The 20,259-nt window shown below is 30.9% G+C and carries 20 protein-coding genes, 1 tRNA gene and 1 pseudogene; 9 read left to right on the top strand and 13 right to left on the bottom strand.

All coding sequences use genetic code 11. From position 1 onward, the window contains the following. Positions 1 to 83: 83 nt before the first annotated feature. From AAGD42_RS00235 to zapE, 3 genes are all read right to left on the bottom strand, one after another. Complete coding sequence (locus tag AAGD42_RS00235) at positions 84 to 1,586, bottom strand: Npt1/Npt2 family nucleotide transporter (RefSeq protein WP_341752807.1); 1,503 nt, start codon at positions 1,584 to 1,586, stop codon at positions 84 to 86. A 143-nt stretch (positions 1,587 to 1,729) separates the two neighbouring features. After that, complete coding sequence (tmk, locus tag AAGD42_RS00230; RefSeq protein ID WP_341753416.1) at positions 1,730 to 2,356, bottom strand: dTMP kinase; 627 nt, start codon at positions 2,354 to 2,356, stop codon at positions 1,730 to 1,732. Beyond that, positions 2,346 to 2,921: a cell division protein ZapE gene (zapE, locus tag AAGD42_RS00225; protein ID WP_341752806.1), complete on the bottom strand. Its 576-nt coding sequence runs from the start codon at positions 2,919 to 2,921 to the stop codon at positions 2,346 to 2,348. Before zapE ends, tmk begins: the two co-directional genes overlap by 11 nt. 101 nt (positions 2,922 to 3,022) lie before the next feature. Here zapE and AAGD42_RS00220 point away from each other — a divergent pair, with 101 nt between their 5' ends. Then, entirely contained in the window at positions 3,023 to 3,394 is a 372-nt protein-coding gene (locus AAGD42_RS00220; protein ID WP_341749594.1) for a helix-turn-helix domain-containing protein, read from the top strand. Then, a complete protein-coding gene (locus AAGD42_RS00215) occupies positions 3,358 to 3,879 on the top strand; it encodes an IS630 family transposase (protein WP_341749620.1) in 522 nt (173 codons plus the stop codon). The genes AAGD42_RS00220 and AAGD42_RS00215 overlap by 37 nt, the downstream gene beginning before the upstream one ends. A 14-nt stretch (positions 3,880 to 3,893) precedes the next feature. On the opposite strand, the gene AAGD42_RS00210 is transcribed toward AAGD42_RS00215, so the two are convergent. From AAGD42_RS00210 to AAGD42_RS00185, 6 genes are all read right to left on the bottom strand, one after another. Further along, positions 3,894 to 4,304 carry a tRNA (adenosine(37)-N6)-threonylcarbamoyltransferase complex ATPase subunit type 1 TsaE gene (locus AAGD42_RS00210; RefSeq protein WP_341752805.1) on the bottom strand — a complete coding sequence of 137 codons (411 nt, stop codon included), beginning with the start codon at positions 4,302 to 4,304 and terminating at the stop codon, positions 3,894 to 3,896. A 132-nt stretch (positions 4,305 to 4,436) separates the two neighbouring features. Beyond that, a complete protein-coding gene (locus tag AAGD42_RS00205; protein ID WP_341760739.1) occupies positions 4,437 to 4,850 on the bottom strand; it encodes a response regulator in 414 nt (137 codons plus the stop codon). Beyond that, positions 4,837 to 5,631, bottom strand: a complete 795-nt coding sequence (locus tag AAGD42_RS00200) for a sensor histidine kinase (protein WP_341749638.1) — start codon at positions 5,629 to 5,631, stop codon at positions 4,837 to 4,839. Before AAGD42_RS00200 ends, AAGD42_RS00205 begins: the two co-directional genes overlap by 14 nt. A 408-nt stretch (positions 5,632 to 6,039) precedes the next feature. Continuing rightward, positions 6,040 to 6,639, bottom strand: coding sequence for a recombination mediator RecR (recR, locus tag AAGD42_RS00195; RefSeq protein ID WP_341752803.1), 600 nt, complete (start codon positions 6,637 to 6,639; stop codon positions 6,040 to 6,042). Positions 6,640 to 7,039: 400 nt separating this feature from the next. Beyond that, positions 7,040 to 7,525 (bottom strand): RDD family protein, encoded by a 486-nt coding sequence (locus tag AAGD42_RS00190; protein ID WP_341749640.1) that lies wholly within the window; start codon positions 7,523 to 7,525, stop codon positions 7,040 to 7,042. A gap of 109 nt (positions 7,526 to 7,634) precedes the next feature. Continuing rightward, positions 7,635 to 8,285 (bottom strand): MJ0042-type zinc finger domain-containing protein, encoded by a 651-nt coding sequence (locus AAGD42_RS00185; RefSeq protein WP_341752802.1) that lies wholly within the window; start codon positions 8,283 to 8,285, stop codon positions 7,635 to 7,637. Positions 8,286 to 8,386: 101 nt separating this feature from the next. Here AAGD42_RS00185 and dapD point away from each other — a divergent pair, with 101 nt between their 5' ends. Both dapD and dnaN read left to right on the top strand, forming a co-directional pair. Then, complete coding sequence (gene dapD / locus AAGD42_RS00180; protein ID WP_341752801.1) at positions 8,387 to 9,214, top strand: 2,3,4,5-tetrahydropyridine-2,6-dicarboxylate N-succinyltransferase; 828 nt, start codon at positions 8,387 to 8,389, stop codon at positions 9,212 to 9,214. A 4-nt stretch (positions 9,215 to 9,218) separates the two neighbouring features. Then, positions 9,219 to 10,382, top strand: coding sequence for a DNA polymerase III subunit beta (gene dnaN / locus AAGD42_RS00175; protein ID WP_341752800.1), 1,164 nt, complete (start codon positions 9,219 to 9,221; stop codon positions 10,380 to 10,382). Between the two features lie 412 nt (positions 10,383 to 10,794). Here the strand turns inward: dnaN and AAGD42_RS00170 are convergent, their stop codons facing one another. Together AAGD42_RS00170 and AAGD42_RS00165 are read right to left on the bottom strand one after the other, a co-directional pair. Next, a complete protein-coding gene (locus tag AAGD42_RS00170) occupies positions 10,795 to 12,639 on the bottom strand; it encodes an AAA family ATPase (RefSeq protein WP_341752799.1) in 1,845 nt (614 codons plus the stop codon). 171 nt (positions 12,640 to 12,810) lie between these two features. Then, entirely contained in the window at positions 12,811 to 13,422 is a 612-nt protein-coding gene (locus AAGD42_RS00165; protein ID WP_341752798.1) for a recombinase family protein, read from the bottom strand. Positions 13,423 to 13,986: 564 nt separating this feature from the next. Between AAGD42_RS00165 and AAGD42_RS00160 the strand changes: the two are divergent. The 3 genes and pseudogenes from AAGD42_RS00160 to AAGD42_RS00150 form a co-directional block, all read left to right on the top strand. Next, positions 13,987 to 14,259: pseudogene (locus tag AAGD42_RS00160) on the top strand (ATP-binding protein); the annotation flags it as partial. Positions 14,260 to 15,158: 899 nt separating this feature from the next. Beyond that, on the top strand, positions 15,159 to 15,566 hold the full coding sequence (locus AAGD42_RS00155) for a hypothetical protein (protein ID WP_341752797.1): 408 nt from the start codon (positions 15,159 to 15,161) through the stop codon (positions 15,564 to 15,566). A 104-nt stretch (positions 15,567 to 15,670) separates the two neighbouring features. After that, positions 15,671 to 16,759, top strand: coding sequence for an IS481 family transposase (locus AAGD42_RS00150; RefSeq protein ID WP_341752796.1), 1,089 nt, complete (start codon positions 15,671 to 15,673; stop codon positions 16,757 to 16,759). Positions 16,760 to 16,808: 49 nt separating this feature from the next. Here the strand turns inward: AAGD42_RS00150 and AAGD42_RS00145 are convergent. Both AAGD42_RS00145 and AAGD42_RS00140 read right to left on the bottom strand, forming a co-directional pair. Continuing rightward, positions 16,809 to 16,883: transfer RNA gene (locus tag AAGD42_RS00145), tRNA-Ala, on the bottom strand. Positions 16,884 to 16,963: 80 nt separating this feature from the next. Further along, positions 16,964 to 17,167 carry a hypothetical protein gene (locus tag AAGD42_RS00140; RefSeq protein WP_341749882.1) on the bottom strand — a complete coding sequence of 68 codons (204 nt, stop codon included), beginning with the start codon at positions 17,165 to 17,167 and terminating at the stop codon, positions 16,964 to 16,966. A 492-nt stretch (positions 17,168 to 17,659) separates the two neighbouring features. On the opposite strand from AAGD42_RS00140, the gene AAGD42_RS00135 reads away from it, so the two are divergent. Beyond that, entirely contained in the window at positions 17,660 to 19,543 is a 1,884-nt protein-coding gene (locus tag AAGD42_RS00135; RefSeq protein WP_341752795.1) for an LTA synthase family protein, read from the top strand. A 355-nt stretch (positions 19,544 to 19,898) separates the two neighbouring features. After that, entirely contained in the window at positions 19,899 to 20,213 is a 315-nt protein-coding gene (locus AAGD42_RS00130) for a hypothetical protein (protein WP_341752794.1), read from the top strand. Positions 20,214 to 20,259 lie beyond the last annotated feature (46 nt).

Below are 20,259 nucleotides of genomic sequence, written 5' to 3'. Positions count from 1 at the left end.
ACAAATATAACAGATTTTTATGCTCCACTAATAGCTATTTTCATTATTTTTATGGTATACTCAAATGATTTAAAGAATTGAGGCTAATTACATAATTTTACATATTCACGGTTTAACTGCACTATATCCCAAAACCATAAAATAACTATCATAATAAACATTATTAGTAAATAAACTACTATTGAATCACATGTGGCAGTAGGCACTATTATGAATATAAAAGACTGAATAAAAGCTCCTAGAGACTTACCAAATTTAGTACTAATAACCTCAGCAGCAGCTTTACCTTTTGTTCGAAGTTCTAATGATAAAGGAATATATGCCATTTCCTTTGTTGAATCAAATAACGAATATTTAGTTGATTTACTTAAAATATTTTGTATCCCTCCAATAATTACAGCAGCATAAATTGGATTAAAGTCTTTAATACCACAACCTATATCTTCTGAGAAAATAACAAAAATGAAAAACATTAAACCAGTTATTGAAAACATCAAAGGTGTTAATAATGCTGACACTAACCAAGTAAATTTCCTAATCACATTACTGCCAACTACCATAAAAGTCACGCAGGAAATTCCCATCCAAATATTAAACCTACCCATAAAGTTTATATAATCTAACGTATTGGGATTAAGCTCTCTTACTTTAGCTTTCCACGGACCTTCCACTATATTAGTTAGTGCTCCATAACAAATTATCAATAAAGCAATGCGTCCAACATATTTTGAGCTAATAATTAGCCTGATACTATCCAGAAGTGGTAAAGAGGTTTTTGCCTGTATTTGAGTTACTTTAAAATCAGCCATTAACCCCTTATCATGCAAAATCAGATAATTAATTAACCTAAATAACAACATTGAAATTATACCGGCAAATACTATTATAGACATAATTGGTTGTAACATTAGTTCTGAATTATATTGTAAATCTTCATCTATTATCATTTGGGTATCGGATATCTCTTGTACATTTGAGAAAGCTACTAATACATTACCAGCTACAATTAAGCCAACATTGCCTACCATTCCTAAAATTGGATAAAAACGTTTTGCATTATTTGTATCAAAAATATTATTAGCAAATTGCCAAAACATTAGGTTAATAATTACTGCACTCCATAATTCTGCACAAACATACATGATAGCGTAACTCCACTTACCCATTATCTTGATAAACCACCGAAAATTAGGATACAAAGATACTAAATGTTCTATCTGCTCAGTATTTGGATGATAAAACTCCTGATTAGGATAAATGACATAGGCAAATATCAGAAAAAACAACAAGAAGCTTGAAATTATTATATAAAAAATATATTCAAAACGGATGTGATTACTGAGCTTTACATATAATACAGCGAATAATATAGAAGATGGCAAAACAAGCCAGAGTTTTAGAAAACTGATAACCTCCGCTCCCATTGATGGAACAACTAATCCGTCTTTAACAGACCTCAGAGCCCCAAAATTAAAAAGAACACAAAGCATCATTAATGCCATAGGTAGAAAAATCTTCAATTCCTCCCTTTCTATTGGCCAAATGATTTCCTGAATTTTAGAAAAAATATTTTTGAATGGTAACATTATTATTACACAAAGAATTACCTAAAGATAGATGCTATATTTCATATATGGTGAAGCTGCACTAGCACTTTTAAAGCTCTATGGCAATAAAGTCAATGAAAATTAGCATATTTCTCTATTAACAAAATAGTTACGTGACAAAATTATATAGTTTTTTCAAGCTTTCGTGTGAGCATCACAACAATTATATCATGAATTTCGTTTGCACTAAGATCTACAGCGTTTATTTTTACTATTCTATCTGGAAATTTATCTGATATATATTGAAATTTATCATAGACTTTTTGATGAAATTCAATATTCTTATTTTCAAATTTATTGTTATTACCTCTCGCCCACGCCCTTGCTAAAGCAATATTTGGCTCTATATCAATAAAAAAGGTAATATCAGGCATCACAGGTGATATTAGAGATTTATGAAGGTCATAAACTAAATCAGTACCTACCTCTTGCCCTTGATAACAAGCCGTAGAATCTACAAACCTATCACAAATAACTGAAACCCCAGAATTTAATTTAGGAATAATCCTTTTATGAACATGTTCGTAACGTGCCGCCATAACTTGCAGCAATTCTGACATAGGCAACAAATCTTGATGAACTAAAATGTCACGCATTTTCTCAGCAGCAATAGTTCCACCCACTTCACGTGTTAAATCTATAGGGATATTTTGTGACAGTAAATACTGGGATAACATATTACTCTGGGTAGATTTACCGCACCCTTCTCCGCCTTCAAACGTAATAAATTTACTGCCTTTAATTGGCATAGCTATCACTATTCATTTCATGCAACCTTGAAATAGTTCTCTTAAATTCATTACTACGCAAACCATTCTGATATATTTTTATGGGTTCATCTTGTAAAGTCATAAATAGTACAACCTTATAAAAATAAGCATTATCAACAAAATTTATAAATCTAACAGCTAAATCTGTATTATCAGAACTTATTATACGAATATTTTCTACTATTATAATAGAAAATTTTTGACAAATATCTACATAATCAACATAACCTAATTCTCTTACAAATAGCTCTTCAAAATCTGTTACTAATATTTTTTCGCTAGCCATTTTAAAAGATATTTCTCGTCCGAAAACAACAATATCTTTAGGAACAAGTTGGTTATTATGATTTAACTTGCTAATAAGTTCTTGTATCTCCAACTTATTATTTTCATTAATTGGGTAGATTATATGCCTGCCAGTCCTCTGTATAATTTTATCTAACCGATAATCATGCTCACTATCTAAGTGCATGACTTCAAACCTTTGATTAATCTCTTTAATTATTGGCAGAAAAGAACTTCTTTGTAAACCATCTTTATACAAATCTTCTGGTTTGGTATTACTGGTAATGAAGATAAATACCTTACATTTTATAGTAAAGGCAGTTGAGTTATGTTAGTGATTGTGATAATATAAAATGAAAAATGTCAACTAGCCCATACAGTATAGATTTAAGAGAAAAAGTAATAAAATATCTAGAAGCAGGAAATAGTCAAAGGTCAGCATCTAGAGTTTTTCAATTGAGCCCTACAACAGTAAATACATGGCATGTAAGGTATAAGAAAGAAGGTCATTATCAAGCAAGGAAGTATAAAGGAGCAAAGCCTAGTATAGAAATGGATGATTTTATCAAGTATGTAGAAGAAAATCCTAATAGCAAAACGGAAGATATTGGTAAGAAATTTGGGATAAGCGCTAGTGGGGCAAGATATTGGCTAAGACAATTGGGATTTAGTTATAAAAAAAAGCCTTTACCTATGTGGAAGCTAATGCTGAAAAGCGATGTAAGTATTTAGAAGATATCAAAGATCTAGCTACAGATGCGCTTGTGTATATAGATGAGAGCGGAATAGAGATGAACATTACCCAAGATAGAGGTTGGGGAAAGAAAGGTCAAACACTACAAGCAAAGAAGAGTGGGAAGTATTACCAAAGGACGAATATTATAGCAGGTTTGGTAGGTAATAAATCTATAGCCCCTTTTGTATTCAATGGCACCTGTAATACCGAACTATTTAATAATTGGGTAGAGCAATTTTTGATAAAAGAGCTTATAGCTGGTCAAGTTGTGATTTTAGACAATGCTGCTTTTCATAAGTCTAAGAAGACTAAAGATTTAATAGAATCAGTAGGATGTAGGGTAATATTTTTACCACCTTACTCTCCTGACCTAAATCCAATAGAGAAATTTTGGGCTAATATGAAAAGGTGGATTAAACAAAAAATCGGGCTTTCACAAGAATTGTATAACACCATTTGTGCATTCTTTGCTGTAACATAACTTAACTGCTTTTACTATATCAGTTCAAGGAGTAGCGGTCCTATTATCATAGCATCAGCTATATCTTTAATTTCAAACTCATCGATACATATTACTGCTGCTTGTTTTGCATAATTTGTCGCAATGCTTTTTATAATATTATTTTTAGACTTTGATTTGTCTTGTAACTGATAAATATCTTTATGTACCGATTGCATCAAGTTCTGGTAATGGATCATTAATTTCTTAATTTGCAATATTTGAAAAAAATGTTGCATTAATGCAGTCTTGCCATTACCTACATTACCATATAAATAGATACCTTGTTTTGCTAATAAATTACCATTAAAGAACCTCAAAAATGACTTATCTTCAATTTGTTTAGCAACATTCTTGATTCTACTAAGCAGAAATAGCTGCTTTTTATCAAATTTTAATTCAGACAATCGATTATATTCTCGTTAAGGTTATTGTTATGAGCCATCCTGAACTTGTTTTAGGATCAATAGCTAATCAAACTTGAGCATTCACGGTTTTTCAATTTCACCATAAATTCTTAATTATTAAACCCTATTTCATTAACTTGATGCGTATGCTTTATGGAACTTCCTTATAGTTTCAAGCAGTTCTTCGTTTTTATAAGGTTTATGGATTATATATGTCGCTTGTTCTTGTAAGAACCCTTGTATTTCCTTATGATTGCTAAACAAACCACTTTGAAAAATTATAGGAATATGGGCAAGATTTTTGTCACTTCTGATCTGTTTATGTACTTCATAACCTGTCATATCAGGAAGAGAAATATCAAGAAATATTATATCTATTTTATTAGCATATATTTTAAATAAATCAACTGCTTCTTGTCCGGTACAAGCATTGATAATTTTATATTTTTGTTCATGACGTAGCACTAAATTGATTGCGTCATGGCAAATTGGTTCATCATCAACAAAAAGTATAGTAAATACTTTTATAATATTATACTTTGTCATCATTTTGTACCTCTTTGTCATCATATACAGGAATCATAAATTCTACCTTTGTTCCTTTTCTACGGTTATTTTCAACAGAAATATGCCCCTTATGAGCTAGTATAATTTCCTGGCAAATAGATAAACCAATGCCAGTACCAATAAAATTATCATTAGTTCGTGAGCTACAAGTAAATATTTCAAAAACAGTTTCAAGCTCTGAGTCTGGAATTCCTATACCTGTATCGATTAAGCTAAAGCACCAATAAGGAGTATTTTCATAATTCTTTAAATTAATTATTGCCACAATTAATCCTTCTTTAGTGTATTTAAGGGCATTATTAAATAAATTATTTAATAATTGGTTAATTCTAATTGCATCTCCATTAATCATTGCTTTCGTAATGCTATGATTAATAAGAATAATATTTATTTGATCATTAAATACATTTAATTCTGTAAGTTGTTGCACAATATTTTTTATAGAATCTAATAGATCCATAGCAGCAAAATTAAACTTCATCCTCCCGGTACTAAACTTAGATAGGTCTAGTAAGTCATTAATTAACTTTATAATATTCTGACTATTCTTAGCTATTATACCAACATACTTTACATGCTCTTGCTCATCCATTTTATCCCAATTCTCATATAAAAATTGTGCTATACTACTTCCTCCATGTATTGAAGTCCTAATTTCGTGAGTCACGTGATTTAAAATATTATCTTGTTCTGATAATTTTTGTTCTAATTCTAATATTTTAGTTTTTGAATTACTCTTTAAACTGAACCATGAAAACATCCTATACCTACAAATATAAAAAAATACAGGAATCAAAAATATAACTAAAATAGCCCAAATAAGTTGGAACATATGCTTATTTTATTTAAAATAATTATATATTACTTTGTTTTCAAGAATTACTTTTTCATTTTATCATGAATTTGCATACTCACATATCTTATAGTGGTTAGTATGGACTCACCATCTCAAACGAAATTCAATTCTTAAGACCAAAGCAGTATATGTAAGGTGAAATATAAAATAACTAAGAAAAGATTAAACTGCTTAAATAAGAACTTTACAGCATATATAAACAATTCAGTGTAGTAACCTTTGACAATTCATTAATAGAAATTACCAAACTATACAACTAATACTTTATGTATAATATCAAGTATTTTGATAAAATAAATAACTTTTAGTGAATTAGTCAAAAGACTGTCTTAATGTTATTGCAGCTGATAGAGTCCCTTCATCTAAATACTCCAGTTCTCCGCCTATTGGAATGCCGCTAGCTAGTCTTGATATTTTGATGGTAGAACCTTTAAAATATTCAGTAATAAAATAAGCAGTAGTTTGACCTTCTAAAGTAGAATTAGTTGCAATAATTACTTCATTAATGTTATTATCCTGACATCTAGCTAGTAATTCTGGTAGTCTTAGTGCTTTAGGATTATGACCATTCGAAGTTGATAAATTATGTCCTAATACATGGTAATGCCCGTTAAAAATACCACTACGCTCTATTGCCCATAATTCTGTCACTGTTTCAACAATTGCTATGATAGATCCGTTACGATCATCAGAGGAACATACTCTACAAATATGATGAGAATCTATGTTACCACAGATATCACACTTAACAACATTATTATCTACAGAACAAAGAACAGAAATTAGACTTTTTAACCTAATATCTTTTTCTTGTAAAAGATGCAGGACTATACGCCTTGCTGATCTTTGACCAAGACCAGGTAGTTTGGAGAAAAGATAAATCAACTGATCTATCTCATTTAGTTTATTCATAGTATACCTTCACTACTTTAAAAGTTGTTAAAACAACTTATTAAAATTAAGTAAACAACACATCTTTTCGCTTGCAATGACGTATATGCATCACAATCGTCATTGCGAGACCATGTAATGGGCGAAGCAATCCATTAGACCTCTTGCATAACCTAATCTAATTGGTAATTTTGTTGTCAAAACTCGTCTCCGTTCCTCACGTACATCTTAGTACGCTGCGGTACTCGACTTCGTTTTTCCTAAAAATTCCTCAATTATCTTTAGGTTATGCAAGAGGTCTATTTTTGATCACTTACAATTGCTTCGTCGACTTTTACGGTCTCCTCGCATGACGCCAGACTATTTTCCCTATGGCTTTTAAATGCCATGCGTAAGGTGAGTAATTAGTTATAGTGTTTTTTTAACTCTTAATAACCACGGTTCCAGCAATTTTATCATGCAAAGCTTGGCGTTGTTTAGAAAATAGTATAAACCAAATACCAACTAGCACTAATACATATCCACAAAATCTTTTAATTAATTGGCATTTACTAGGTTTTTCAAGAGTTATCGCATCTACTATTTTCATATGCATAATAAGTTTTCCAGGTGTGGCCCCGCAATAAATCCAAAAACCAATAAAATATGTTGATACTAGAGCAAAGTTAATTATAAGCATTAAAATAAATAATGTAAAAACACCACTAGCAGTCACGTTTTGGAGTAATTCCGGCTTCCTGCTACCCATTATTAGTATGTCTGCTATACTAGCTTGGAAAAAAAATAAAGACAGTCTGGATAATATAAAGGTAGTAATCGGAGTTGTAAACATTGATAACAAAAATGAATCTAGACAAGAAGCAAAAAGCCTGGGAACTAGTTTGGGGTATATAATTTGCTTATTCATTTTTTTAGTTTTAAGTTGTATAATTATTTTAAAATGCACAACTTAAGGCGACTACCTTAGGTCATTGTGCTAATTTTTAGGTCATTATAAATTCTCTTTCAAAAGAAGTCTAATGTAATATAAGATCCACACTATTACCAAGCATAATATTTAGTAATTCACTTGAATGAGGAACTACATCAAGATGCGTAGCAATGTCTATATGTTGCTTAGGTGGTAGTTTAATGTTTTTGTGATTCATTATATAGGATTTTACTGTTACATATTTTTTATCCAATAATCTCACTCTAATTAATGGTATTGTCACATCATGGTCGGAATTATTGGTTATCTGGTAGGAAACTTTAATTTGTCCCATTTTTTTATTTTGTTCAACATGGATGTTTCCTATAGTTAAGATATTATCGTTCTGTTTATACAAAGCTGGTATGTTAAACTTTTCATGAAATAACAATAATAATAAAAGAATAATTAAGCTAAACAATAATGTAATTACAATATGTGAATGTTGGGGGGGTTTTGGTGGTAATAAAGCTGGCAAATTAGTACCTTGGGTTAAAAATATTTTATTATTTTCATTAGTGCTAGCATTTTTTGCTGTATGATGATCTGATATAATTGGTGGTTGTTGCTTTTCATGCTCTGATTTTTGATACCAGATATGGTTACATTGTGAACATTTGACCTTCCTACCGGTCATGCCTATTTGTTCTTTCGACACTATAAAGTTAGTGTTACAACTTGGGCAGGAAATACTCATTTACATGCTCTAATTTTATGTACTCAAACTATTTAAGTATATTAGGTTGACTTAAAAATAAAGTAAATTATGATTTTTTTTTACCTTTTAGCAAGAACCTTATGCAAAAACATATTAATACTATAGAAGAATTTTGGCAAATACGCGACAAATTAACCAAAGATTCAGAAAAAACTAATTACGCCAAACAAATATTGCAGGATATTATTGATGGTTTGAATCAAGGATTAGTAAGAGTTTGCGAAAAAGAAGGGGCTGATTGGCAAGTTAATCATTGGGTAAAAAAAGCAATTTTACTACATATGATAATAACTGATCCGCAAACTTATTCTGGAGATTGCATGAGATGGTATGATAAAATTGTCCCCAAATTTTCTACACATTATACTAACGAATTATTCCAAGCGGATGGCTGTCGTATTGTTCCCGGAGCAATTATTAGAACAGGAGTCTATTTAGCGAGAAACGTTGTTGTTATGCCTTCTTTTATTAATATAGGGGCATATATAGGAGAAGGAACAATGGTTGATACCTGGGCTACTATAGGCTCATGTGCTCAAATAGGTAAGAATTGTCATATTTCCGGTGGAACAGGTATTGGTGGTGTGTTAGAACCAATCCAAAATAATCCGGTAATAATCGAAGATAATTGTTTTATAGGTGCAAGATCAGAAATAGCAGAAGGAGTTTTAGTAGAAGAGGGAAGCGTAATTAGTATGGGAGTATTTATTGGTGCTTCTACGAAGATAGTAGATAGAGAAAGTGGCAAAATAATTTATGGTAAAGTTCCAGCCTATTCAGTTGTAGTACCTGGTAGCTTGCCTGCTGATTCAGGAAAACCAAGTTTATATTGTGCCGTAATCGTTAAGCAGGTAGATGCTGGAACTAGGAGTAAAGTATCTATAAATGATTTATTAAGAGGCAATTAAAGATATGGGCAACAACGAATTAAAGATTATAGTTGAGACCAAAACCCTAACTCATGCTCTGACTTTTGCTAATTCTGTAGTAGAGAAACGTAATGTAGTTACCGAACTTAGTCATATTAAATTATCATCGAAGGATGGTAAACTAGAGTTAATGGCTACTAATATGGAAATATATTTAAGCCAGAAAATAGCTGCTCAAGTAATAAGTGAGGGGGCAATAACAGTATCTACTAAAACATTAAATGATATAGTAAAAAAGATAGCTGATAATGATATAGTACTCAGTGTATCCAATGAAACCGATCAGCTTGAAATTTTAGGAAAGAATTGTGCTTTTAATCTGCTAACTTTACCTGCTGACCAATTCCCTGCATTAGATGATATTAATGTTGAAGCTATTTTTAAAATAGCTTGTCGTGATTTTGTTAAGATGATCGACGGTACCCTGTTTTCGGTGTCCCTTGATGAAACTCGCTATAATCTTAATGGCGTTTATTTTTACGTAAAAGATGAAGAATGTTGTATGGCTAGCACCGATGGACATAGATTATCAGTGTCAGTAGTAGAAATAGTCGATAAGGTTAGCAAGTTTGGCGTTATTTTATCTAAAAAAACTCTCGAGGAAATCGTCAAAATATTAAAAGACCCCAAAAATATTCAGTTAGAGGTAGAAATTTTTCTAAGTGTGAATAGAATTAAATTTGTTTGCAATGATATTATGATGGTATCAAAACTGATTGATGGAACTTTCCCGGATTACCAAGGATTTATCCCAGTAGATAATAACTATAAACTTACTATTAATACCAAATTGCTAGCTGATGTTATAGATAGAGTAGCAACAATAACTATAGATAAATTTCAAGCAATAAAATTAACTTTATCAAGAGATATGCTTGAAATCACAGCTTCAGGAGAAGCAAGGGGAGCAGCTAAAGAAACTATACCACATTCACTAGATGAAAATAATTTATACGTTTTTGATCATGAAGATACTTTGTCTATAGGTTTTAACCCTAAATATCTTACTGACGCACTCAATGCTGTGTTAAATGCTACTAAAGCAAACCAAGTTGAGCTATATTTTTTAAACGCATCATCGCCAATGTTATTGAAAACGCTTCAGAATCCTAAAGACGTTTTTGTGATTATGCCAGTTAAGGTTTGATCATAACAAGAGTATCACTTATAGCTAACCCGAATTAGTTTTAGGAGGCTGCCTACAATAACTAAAGTAAGCGTCATTACGAGAAGGCGTAGCTGACAAGCAATTTTCTAATTACTTTCCTGAATTGCTTTGTCGCTACTAAAGTAGCTCCTCGCTAATAGACGCTTGACGAGCAAATTTTTTATTCATAAGAAAATAGCAAAAAAACCGTGAACGCTCACATAATACCATTTAGCGTTAATAAATAGAGTTATATAATGGGAAATTACACATATATGTTAAAAAGCGTGCAATAATGACCCATTTACTGGGTCATTATTGCACGCTTTTTAACAGCAAGACTCAATTTAGCTCCAAAATTTAACTTTTAGATGTAATTTTTACAGTTTTTAGTTGCAAAATTCTCAAGCAATTAAATTTCATCAATCTGATATTCTAATGCCACTTCCTTGCCGCAAAAAGCCATAGCAATTTTGATGATTTTTTGAACATGTGAGTGTTCTTTTATTTTAGCCTCATATTGTTTTTTCTCTATTTGATCTAGCCCTTCTTTTGCAACAGATTCTAAAATATCAGGAGATTTACATATTTTATATTCAATAATAATAGCATTGTTCTGCCTTCCGGCTTTAGGTAGCAACATAATATCAGCTCTACCACTGCCTGTCTCTCTTTCGCTTTCTATGATATAGCCAAGAGATAATGTGTTAATCAAACCTAGCATAAAGCCACTATAAAATAGCTCAGCTTTTTTCTCGCCAGTTTGATGAAAACTAGTAGCATTTAGTAATAATTCTTGCAGCCTTTCTTTGAATTCTTCTATTTTACCTGCGGGCAACAAACTAGCAAATGAATAATATAAAGAACTATCCATTTGTAACTTATTACTAACCCATTGCAATAATCTTGCATTATATATATGTTTTACCTCTTTATTAGGAGCAGATAATTCACAAATATTCTCTTCTGACTCGATGATTATTGGGTTTAAATAACCACTAAATAGCAATAGACTAAATAATCCTGACCGCGTGTTAATATCGCTGAAACTAATTTGTTTGGTAATAGGGGAGATAATAGTTTTACCACTAGCGAGTAGCTGAATATCTTGTTGTATTTCATCCGATAGTAATGCTTTATCAATGAGTCCAGTACCCCCACTATCTAGCCAATAATGATCAAGCTTACCTCTATTATCTAAACATAACATAATTGACCATGGGTTATAGATCACCTCACCACCAAAACTATAACCATTATACCAAGCTTTAATTTCCTCGGGGCTTGTATCAAGAGGAACCTTGGTTAATAAATCATCAACCTCTACTTGAGTAAATCCATAAAATTTGGCAAATTTTTCATCTAGCAAAGTATATTCACGAACATTATTCAAACCTGAAAATAAATTAGCCTTAGCTATTCGTAATATACCAGTTATTACCCCTTTTTCTAGATAAGTATTAGTCTTTAGACTGCTACCAAATATCTCGCGAAATAGATCAAGCACTTGTTTAAATTCTTGTGGTTTGTTACCAAACTCAATATAGCAACTATTAATAGGCGTATCATACTCATCGATCAATATATAAACTTTTTGACCAAAATGAGCAAAGAGCAATTCGCTTAAAAATTTTAAACTATTCTCTATATCTAATTTATTAATGTTACCACTAAAATATTTCTCCAGTTGTTTTTTTTGAGTGTTGGCTAATAATTTATTATTTTCTTGGCAATATTGTTCTAGATATCTATGTTTTTCAAATAATTTTATTATTTGCATTTGTATCTTAGCTTCTATTTCCTGATAACTACTACCTTTTACATCTTTAAGATTAAGCAAAATCACAGGGTAATTACCTTGCTGAACCATGGCATATTCATTACCGTTAATCTTTAAAGGCTCTAAAGTCCTTTTTCCTTTAATACCTAAATCTACTTCCCCTCCGATAAATAGCTTGTTATTTACTCTGCCCTCTTCAGCTAAAGGCATACCTCTCTCATCCACTTCTATTTCAAAGAACTTCTGAAGCATATTCATATTTAAACTTTTACCCCACCGCCTTGGTCTAGTAATGAGTATAACATCTCCACTATCTTCTAATAATTCTTTGATCATTAGACTTTTATCAACAAATACATCACTATTTAACAACAACGTTTTAAAATCATCCGTACCTGTTCTCATTCTCGGTGGTTTACTATTACCTTGTATGACCTTGGTTTTTTGAATTATTGTATTAGACGGGGTAACAGTCATATTATTATTTAACCATATATTTATTAATAAATTGTAATATAAATAGGATAGCAATGCTAATCATTTACAACCTAAAAGCAAGATTGCAATTTAATCCTTTTTACAGTTAAAATTAAATGATTTTATCAATCATTCTGACTACCTTTATTTGCAACTGACAACAAGAAGAGTTTATGTTCTTTTTGTGTACAGTTTTCTCCTTTTTAACCATAAGTACAGCGTTGATGGAAAACATTCAATTAATTTAGATATAGCACGCTTATTAATTCCATTTCTTAAATATCCTTTGATCTCTTCGTAGAAAGAATCAAGTTTTAATAACTGCGATTGACCTTTTGGTCTTCCTAGCTTAAACCAATCAGCTTTGCGTTTTGCTAAAGCTTTCTTTGTTCTACTGAAAATAAAATCTCTTTCTATTTGAGCTGCGAGTCTTAAAACTGTGGCAGTTATTGTAGATTGCATTGAGCCATCTATCACGATATGGTTTTTAGTTATATGTACAGATATTTCTTTTTTTGCTGCCATTTCTAATATTTCGAGGACTTGTAGAGTTGATCTACCAAGTCTTGAAATCTCTGATACCAGAATAACATCACCTTTTATTGCTTTTTCTATAATATTACCAATCGTACGCTCTAGCCAATTGGTTTTACCACTTGCTGTATCTTTTATAAATTTCACTGTATTTATATTACGATTATTACAATATTCTAGCAAACCAAATTTTTGATTATTGGTATCTTGTTGATCGGAGGAGACTCTTAAATATGCAAAATTGGTCATTAATTTATCATTATTCTTACAAAAACCCTAATTGTAATTTTAATGGACAATTAGTATTTGAATTTAAAGTAATTAAGTGTACGATATTTGTCTATTTTAATTGATCATTTATTGTAGACGGTTGTTATGATTTTTGCAATCATCTTGGTATAGTTAAACCCGTTGAATTAGATGACATTATATGGTACAAATAAGAGAAAAAATGTCAACAAGCCCATATAGTTGTTAAAAATCGTGCAATAATGACCCAGTAAATGGGTTAATGTGCGTTCAATTTTGCCCCACCCTAAAAGTGGAAAATCGTAGCCTTATTAACCCATTATTTTCAACCTATATTTCTATTATTCAATTTAAATAATAGGAGTATTAAATCAGAGTGTTAATAATGGAAAGTAAAAGAAAAATACTAGGCTCTGTGAACAAAATTTAAATTACTAGATTTCGACTCTTTTTAGCTGCAAATTATAAGATTTTTTTGAAATAGAACTAACTATTCCGGCAAAAATCTTATTAATTTTCGCTTAAAAATACTCAAAATCTAAACAATTAAAATTTTGTTCACAGAGCCTAGAATGTGAAAAAGTTGCTGGTCATGCAGGAAGGCTTGCATGTTCAATAGAAAAAATGGATGTTTTAGTACTTGATGAACTTGGTTATTTACCATTCTCTAAAAATGGTGGTCAGCTTATCTTTCATTTGCTATCTAAGCTACACTCAAATACTTCAATCATAATTACCACCAACCTTATGTTTTCCGAATGGCCTCAAGTATTTGGATGTAACAAAATGACAGCAGCACTGCTTGATAGAATTTGTCACAATTGCGATATTATATAAACTGGAAATGAGAGTTACCGTATGAAAAAAAAGAGCTAATATTTTGTAATTTAAGTGGGGCAAAATTGGACGCACTTGCTGGGTCAATTTTCAACGCTTATTGACAGAGGCTAGAGTAATTGACTCATTATCTATCATACTGCAATATCCGGCTGAGTATTTTTGGCAATGTGGTAGAATATTGATAAATTTACAATTTAAATGATATAAATAGAATCTTTTTTTTATATTAATATAGACAATTGTAGATTACTGTTACAATCATTAATTAGGTAATAATAACATAAAGATTTTTATGTGAATTTATCAGATTGGTGTGCAAAAAAATATATATATAGTAAACCAGAATCAGATAATTACTATAGTGTGTTTGTATATTAACGATACCATTAGTCAAGCTGTATTAGCCCTACTGTGGTACATATGGGGCAACATGGTTCTCTTTAATATACAGTGTACTAATAGTAATTCAAACATTAAAATCCTTATATCATCATTAATTAATAATAGTAGTTTATAATTGTCTACACTGATTTTATAATCTATTTCTGCCATCTAAATTTTTAATGGTGATTTTTGGATTGTTTGTAGGCTTGTAGTAATTAACAAACACACGATAGTTTTGGCTGAGTTAATATATTGATTATAGTAAACTATAAAGAAAGAACAAAAACAGATGGTGTAAAAATATCTGTTGCTTTAACTCTTTTTGCGTAAAAATTAAGTTTAAAAAATTAGAAGAGGTTAAAATATTATTAATCAATGGAATTTGTTTGGAAGATGTATTTTTGTGTAAGTATGATGTTCAGTCAAAATTAGGGTAAGTTATATTCTTCCAAACAAAGTCATTCAATTGGGGGTATAAATATGAATTCAAGAACAATCATGCTATTCAATATTTGGTTTGTACAACTAGTATTGAGCGTGCATGTAAAGCTGAAGGTAGCAGTTTATCACATGTCAGATATGATAAATCTAAATCACCATCGAAAATTCTTACTAATAGGAATACTGTAAATGAGTTTGAGCCAAATGACACTCAATCTCAAAAATCAAATATTTCATTAAATTTAGATCCATCATTGTATGATAGAGAATTGGATTCAGAAAACATTCCACCATCCAAAGAAAACACTCCATCACCTAAAGGTTCAAGTGTTTCAAGCCCAAATAAATCTAGCTATAGTTCCTACTTTAAATATGAGGGTGGCAGTCCACCAAGTGCTAAAACTGATAAATCTAAATCACCATCGAAAATTCTTATTAATAGGAATGCTGTAAATGAGTTTGAGCCAAATGACACTTAGTCTCAAAAATCAAATATTTCATTAAATTTAGATACATCATTTGAAGTAGTTGAGATTTAATCTTACATTTAGTAAAATAAACAAATTATTAAATGGAGATTAAAATGAATTTAAATCAGAAAATAATAAGACCAAAAATAGGATTACTTGAACTAGCAAAAAGCTTAGGAAATGTATCTAGTGCATGTAAAACAATGGGGTATAGCAGAGATAGTTATTATAGATTCAAGGAATTATATGAGAATGGTGGCGATGAAGCCTTGTATGAAATAAGCCGTAAGAAACCCATATTGGCTAATAGAGTTGATCCTATTGTAGAGAAAGCGGTATTAGACATGGCAATAGAGTACCCCGCTTATGGTCAACTTCGTGTATCAAACGAATTAAAAAAAGATGGGATTTTAGTATCTCCCGGTGGCATTAGATCTATCTGGCTTAGGAACGATCTCAATAATCTTAAGAAACGGCTAGTAGCTTTAGAAACTAAAATGGCTCAGGATGGCATTATACTTACGGAAGCTCAATTACGTGTCTTGGAGAATCGTAAGAATCTTAAAGAGGCACATGGGGAAATAGAGACAGAACATCCAGGCTATCTTGGTTGTCAAGATGTTTACTATGTTGGCAACTTTAAAGGAATAGGTAAGGTTTATGGTCAAACTTTTATCGATAGCTATTCCAGGGTGACGGATGCCAAATTATACACAGACAAAACAGCTATAACCTCTGCTGATATGTTAAATGATAGAGTTCTACCTTGGTACGAAGAACAAGGTATTCCTATACTACGTATATTAACTGATCGTGGTACTGAATATAAAGGAAATATAGAACATCATGCCTTTGAATTGTTTTTAAGTATTGAAGGAATAGAACCCACCGTTATAAAAGCATATTCCCCTCAAACTAACGGGATATGTGAGAGGTTTCATAAAACCATGAAAAATGAGTTTTATGATACTGCAATGAGTAAAAAGATTTACAATTCACTTTTTGAATTGCAAAAAGATCTTGATACCTGGTTACATTATTATAATAACGAACGTCCTCATTCCAGCAAGTATTGCTATGGTAAAACTCCAATGCAAACCTTTAAAGATAGTAAAAAATTAGCGTTTGAAAAAAATAATGAGATCTTGTATCTTGAACACTTATCTGACAGTCAAAATTTATCTGACAATCTAATAAGTTAATTTATGGGGTCTGTAAGATCAAATCTTGACTTCTACAGCTAATAAGTATTGGTGGAGACGAAGGGAATCGAACCCCCGACCCTCTGCGTGCAAAGCAGATGCTCTACCCCTGAGCTACATCCCCAAACCGTATTAATGAACAGGTAGTTTATATACCTTTTCACATGTAAGGTCAATAACCTTATTTCCAAATTCTATCTCAAGTTAAATTTTTGTTCTGTCCCAAGGTAATGCCTTACCATCAGAACCAACTACTAAATCTCCTGATACGTCATATTCTGCTGCCAAAAAAGAAAATTTGCCAGATATAAGTTTTACTGGTTTAATTTTTTGTCCATTATGAAAATACTCTTTAGCTTGCTCTCTGGAAGTTGGGTTATTTTTAGACGCTGTTTTAGCTTTTGACATATTATGTAATTACCTCAAATATTTTTCTATATATTACTCTAATGTTTTAAAGAATTGGCTCCGTAAATATACTCAAATAATTTGGAGAATTGAATTTGAAAATGAGGGGCAAGCAAGTATAACGTACATGAGGTACGTGATGTTACTTCATCCTTGATATTAAAAAACAATTCTTCAAAGCATTTGAGTATACTTTGCTCACGTATGTTTTGTACGGTTAGGAGACTGCCTACGATAACTAATTAATTATCTCCTACCATAGCCATTATATTCCAAATTTAGTAAAATCATTCAAGTATACTAATGTAACTACAAAATATCTCACCTTTAATATTTGTCAAGGAAAAGCTGTAGCATAATATACTCAAATGATTTGCAAAGTACTAGCTTATAGCTAACTTAATTAGTATTTATGTCTACTAACTTTAATTGCTAATTGCCTAGCAATTAAAGTTAGTATATTATCTCCAATAATTTTAAAAACCTTGTTAGATGATAAAAACATTGTTCAATTTTCCTATTGTTAGAATTTATCTAATATTTCAGTTTATTACCCGCAGCCTATTAAGCTCATACGCTTTATGGCAACAACAAATAACCATATCTGATCTAGCGTCAATTTTTGTTATTGGCAGTCTCAATGATCTAGTGTCTCTTTGTTATTTTTTACCGGTAATTTTACTGCTGATCATTGGTTTCCATAAATTATTGGCTCGGTATAAATTGTTGTATTTAAGCTGTTGCTTTGTTGGTTATTTCTGTATCATTGTTCTATTAATATTTATTACAATTGCCGAGATTACTTTTTGGGATGAGTTTGGTGTTAGATTTAATTTTATTGCGGTAGATTATTTAATTTATACCCATGAGATCATTGGTACTGTAAAGGAATCTTTGCCTTATATAAAAATATTACTAGCCATTATAGTTATTACACTATTAATTGTTTTTTTCTTTAGAAAATACATAATTAATCAAGCAAGTACTATAATAAATAGTAAGAAATATATTCTTTGCACGATAATGCTATTTTTGCTTAGCATAGTTGCTTTTAATTTCTATAACCCTAATAAAATTGCTTTTAATTCTAATAAATATGCTATCGAACTTGCTAAAAACGGTCCATATGAGTTTTTCTCCGCCTATTTTAATAATAGCTTAGATTATAATAAATTTTATCCCGTAATTGATAAAAAACAAGCTTTAGATACTGTTCGCACTAGTTTATCAAAAAACGAAGAACTATACTCAGATGACTCTACTATAGCACGTTATATCAAAGCTAATTCTTCTAATAGTAAGAAATATAATATTATTTTCATTACCGTGGAAAGTTTAAGTGCTGAATTCATGGGCAAATTTGGTAATCAACAAAATATTACTCCAAATTTAGATAGATTAGCTGATCAAAGCATATTTTTTACCAATCTATATGCAGTAGGAACTAGAACAGTAAGAGGTTTGGAAGCTATTACTTTATCAGTACCACCAACTCCTGGTTCTTCCATTATCCGTAGACCTGAGAATCAATCACTATTTAATATAAGTACTATTTTTAAGAATGAAGGTTATGTTATTAACTTCATAAACAGTTGTTATAGTTACATTGATAATTTGCAGAATTATTTTCATGGTAATGGTTATAATATAGTTGATCGAGGTAATCTAAAATCCAATGAAATAAGTTTTTCCAATATTTGGGGAGTAGCTGACGAGGATATATTAATAAAATCACTAGAGTTAGCTGATCAAAATTATAAAGAAGGCAAACCCTTTTTCTCATTAATTATGACTATCTCTAACCATCGTCCTTATACTTTCCCCAAAGGTAGAATTGATCTGCCATCTGGTGGTGGACGTAATGCAGCTGTTAAATATACTGATTATGCTATTGGTAAGTTTCTTGAATTAGCTAAAACTCACCCCTGGTTTGAGAATACTATCTTCGTTATTACGGCTGACCATTGTGCGTCAAGTGCTGGTAAAACTGATTTGCCAATTAATAAATATCACATACCTCTATTAATATATGCTCCTAATATATTAAAACCGCAGATAGTTGATAATTTAGCAAGTCAAATTGACATTGTTCCTACTATTTTGGGATTATTAAATTTCTCGTATAATAGTAAATTTTTTGGTCAAGATATATTAAACATGCCGGCAAACAGAGCCTTTATTAGCACTTACCAATTGCTTGGTTTTATGAAGGATAATCATTTAGTTATCTTACGCCCACAGGAGAAAGCCAAAACTTATAAATTAGCGGGTAAAAATAAAATAGAGATTGAGAATATTCCTAGTTTAACAGAAGAAGCTATTAGTTTTTATCAAATAGCTTATGATTTATATATTCAGGGTAAGATGAGAGAATAGATTCTGTGAGTGTTCACGTCTTGCAAAACTATTATAACAATTTTACTGCCTGTTACTAGATTAACACTATTCTAAAAAACTAAAAAAATCTTAATTTTATTAAAAAACCCCCTTTACTCTAGGGAAAAATAATAGTATTTGTGGAGGACGATACTACGTGGTGTAGTGTCAAGCACCGAGGTTAGAAGACAATCGAACAAATTTCACTCTAACCTCAGTGTTTATTTTCCGAAAAACAAAAAACATGATTTCACTTTATGTCCTCCTCTATTAAAAATCAATAAAAAACCACTTAATCTAAATAAAAAATACCAATAATATCATCAGTGACAACATTGCTGAAACGGGTGATTATATGAGAAAAATTATTGTCAAATTTAATAAGTTAAAAGATATTGAAAATCTTAAAAAAATCATGAAAAACGTTTGCATGGGTAATAGAGATCATTTACCAGATATCGCTAAATTTCATTTGGGCGATAAGATTTTCATACCGAATCAGGTAGATAAAGCAGAATTGCACATGATAACTGCCAACGGCACTGAAATTATAGCATTTTCTGAGACTGCACTAAGCTTTTATCTTGGCTCGCAACATCCTTTCACTAAAGTAGCTATGACCTCTGAGGATGAAGGAAACTATATCGTATTGAGTGCTAATTCAGGTTAATTCACTATAAAAAAAACAAAAAATTATAAAAATTTTGCTAATTAGC

It is taken from the genome of Candidatus Tisiphia endosymbiont of Dioctria linearis, assembly GCF_964026545.1.
In the GTDB taxonomy this organism is placed as follows: domain Bacteria; phylum Pseudomonadota; class Alphaproteobacteria; order Rickettsiales; family Rickettsiaceae; genus Tisiphia.
Note: the sequence above shows the minus strand (reverse complement) of the source record. Positions and strands in the feature narration are given on the sequence as shown.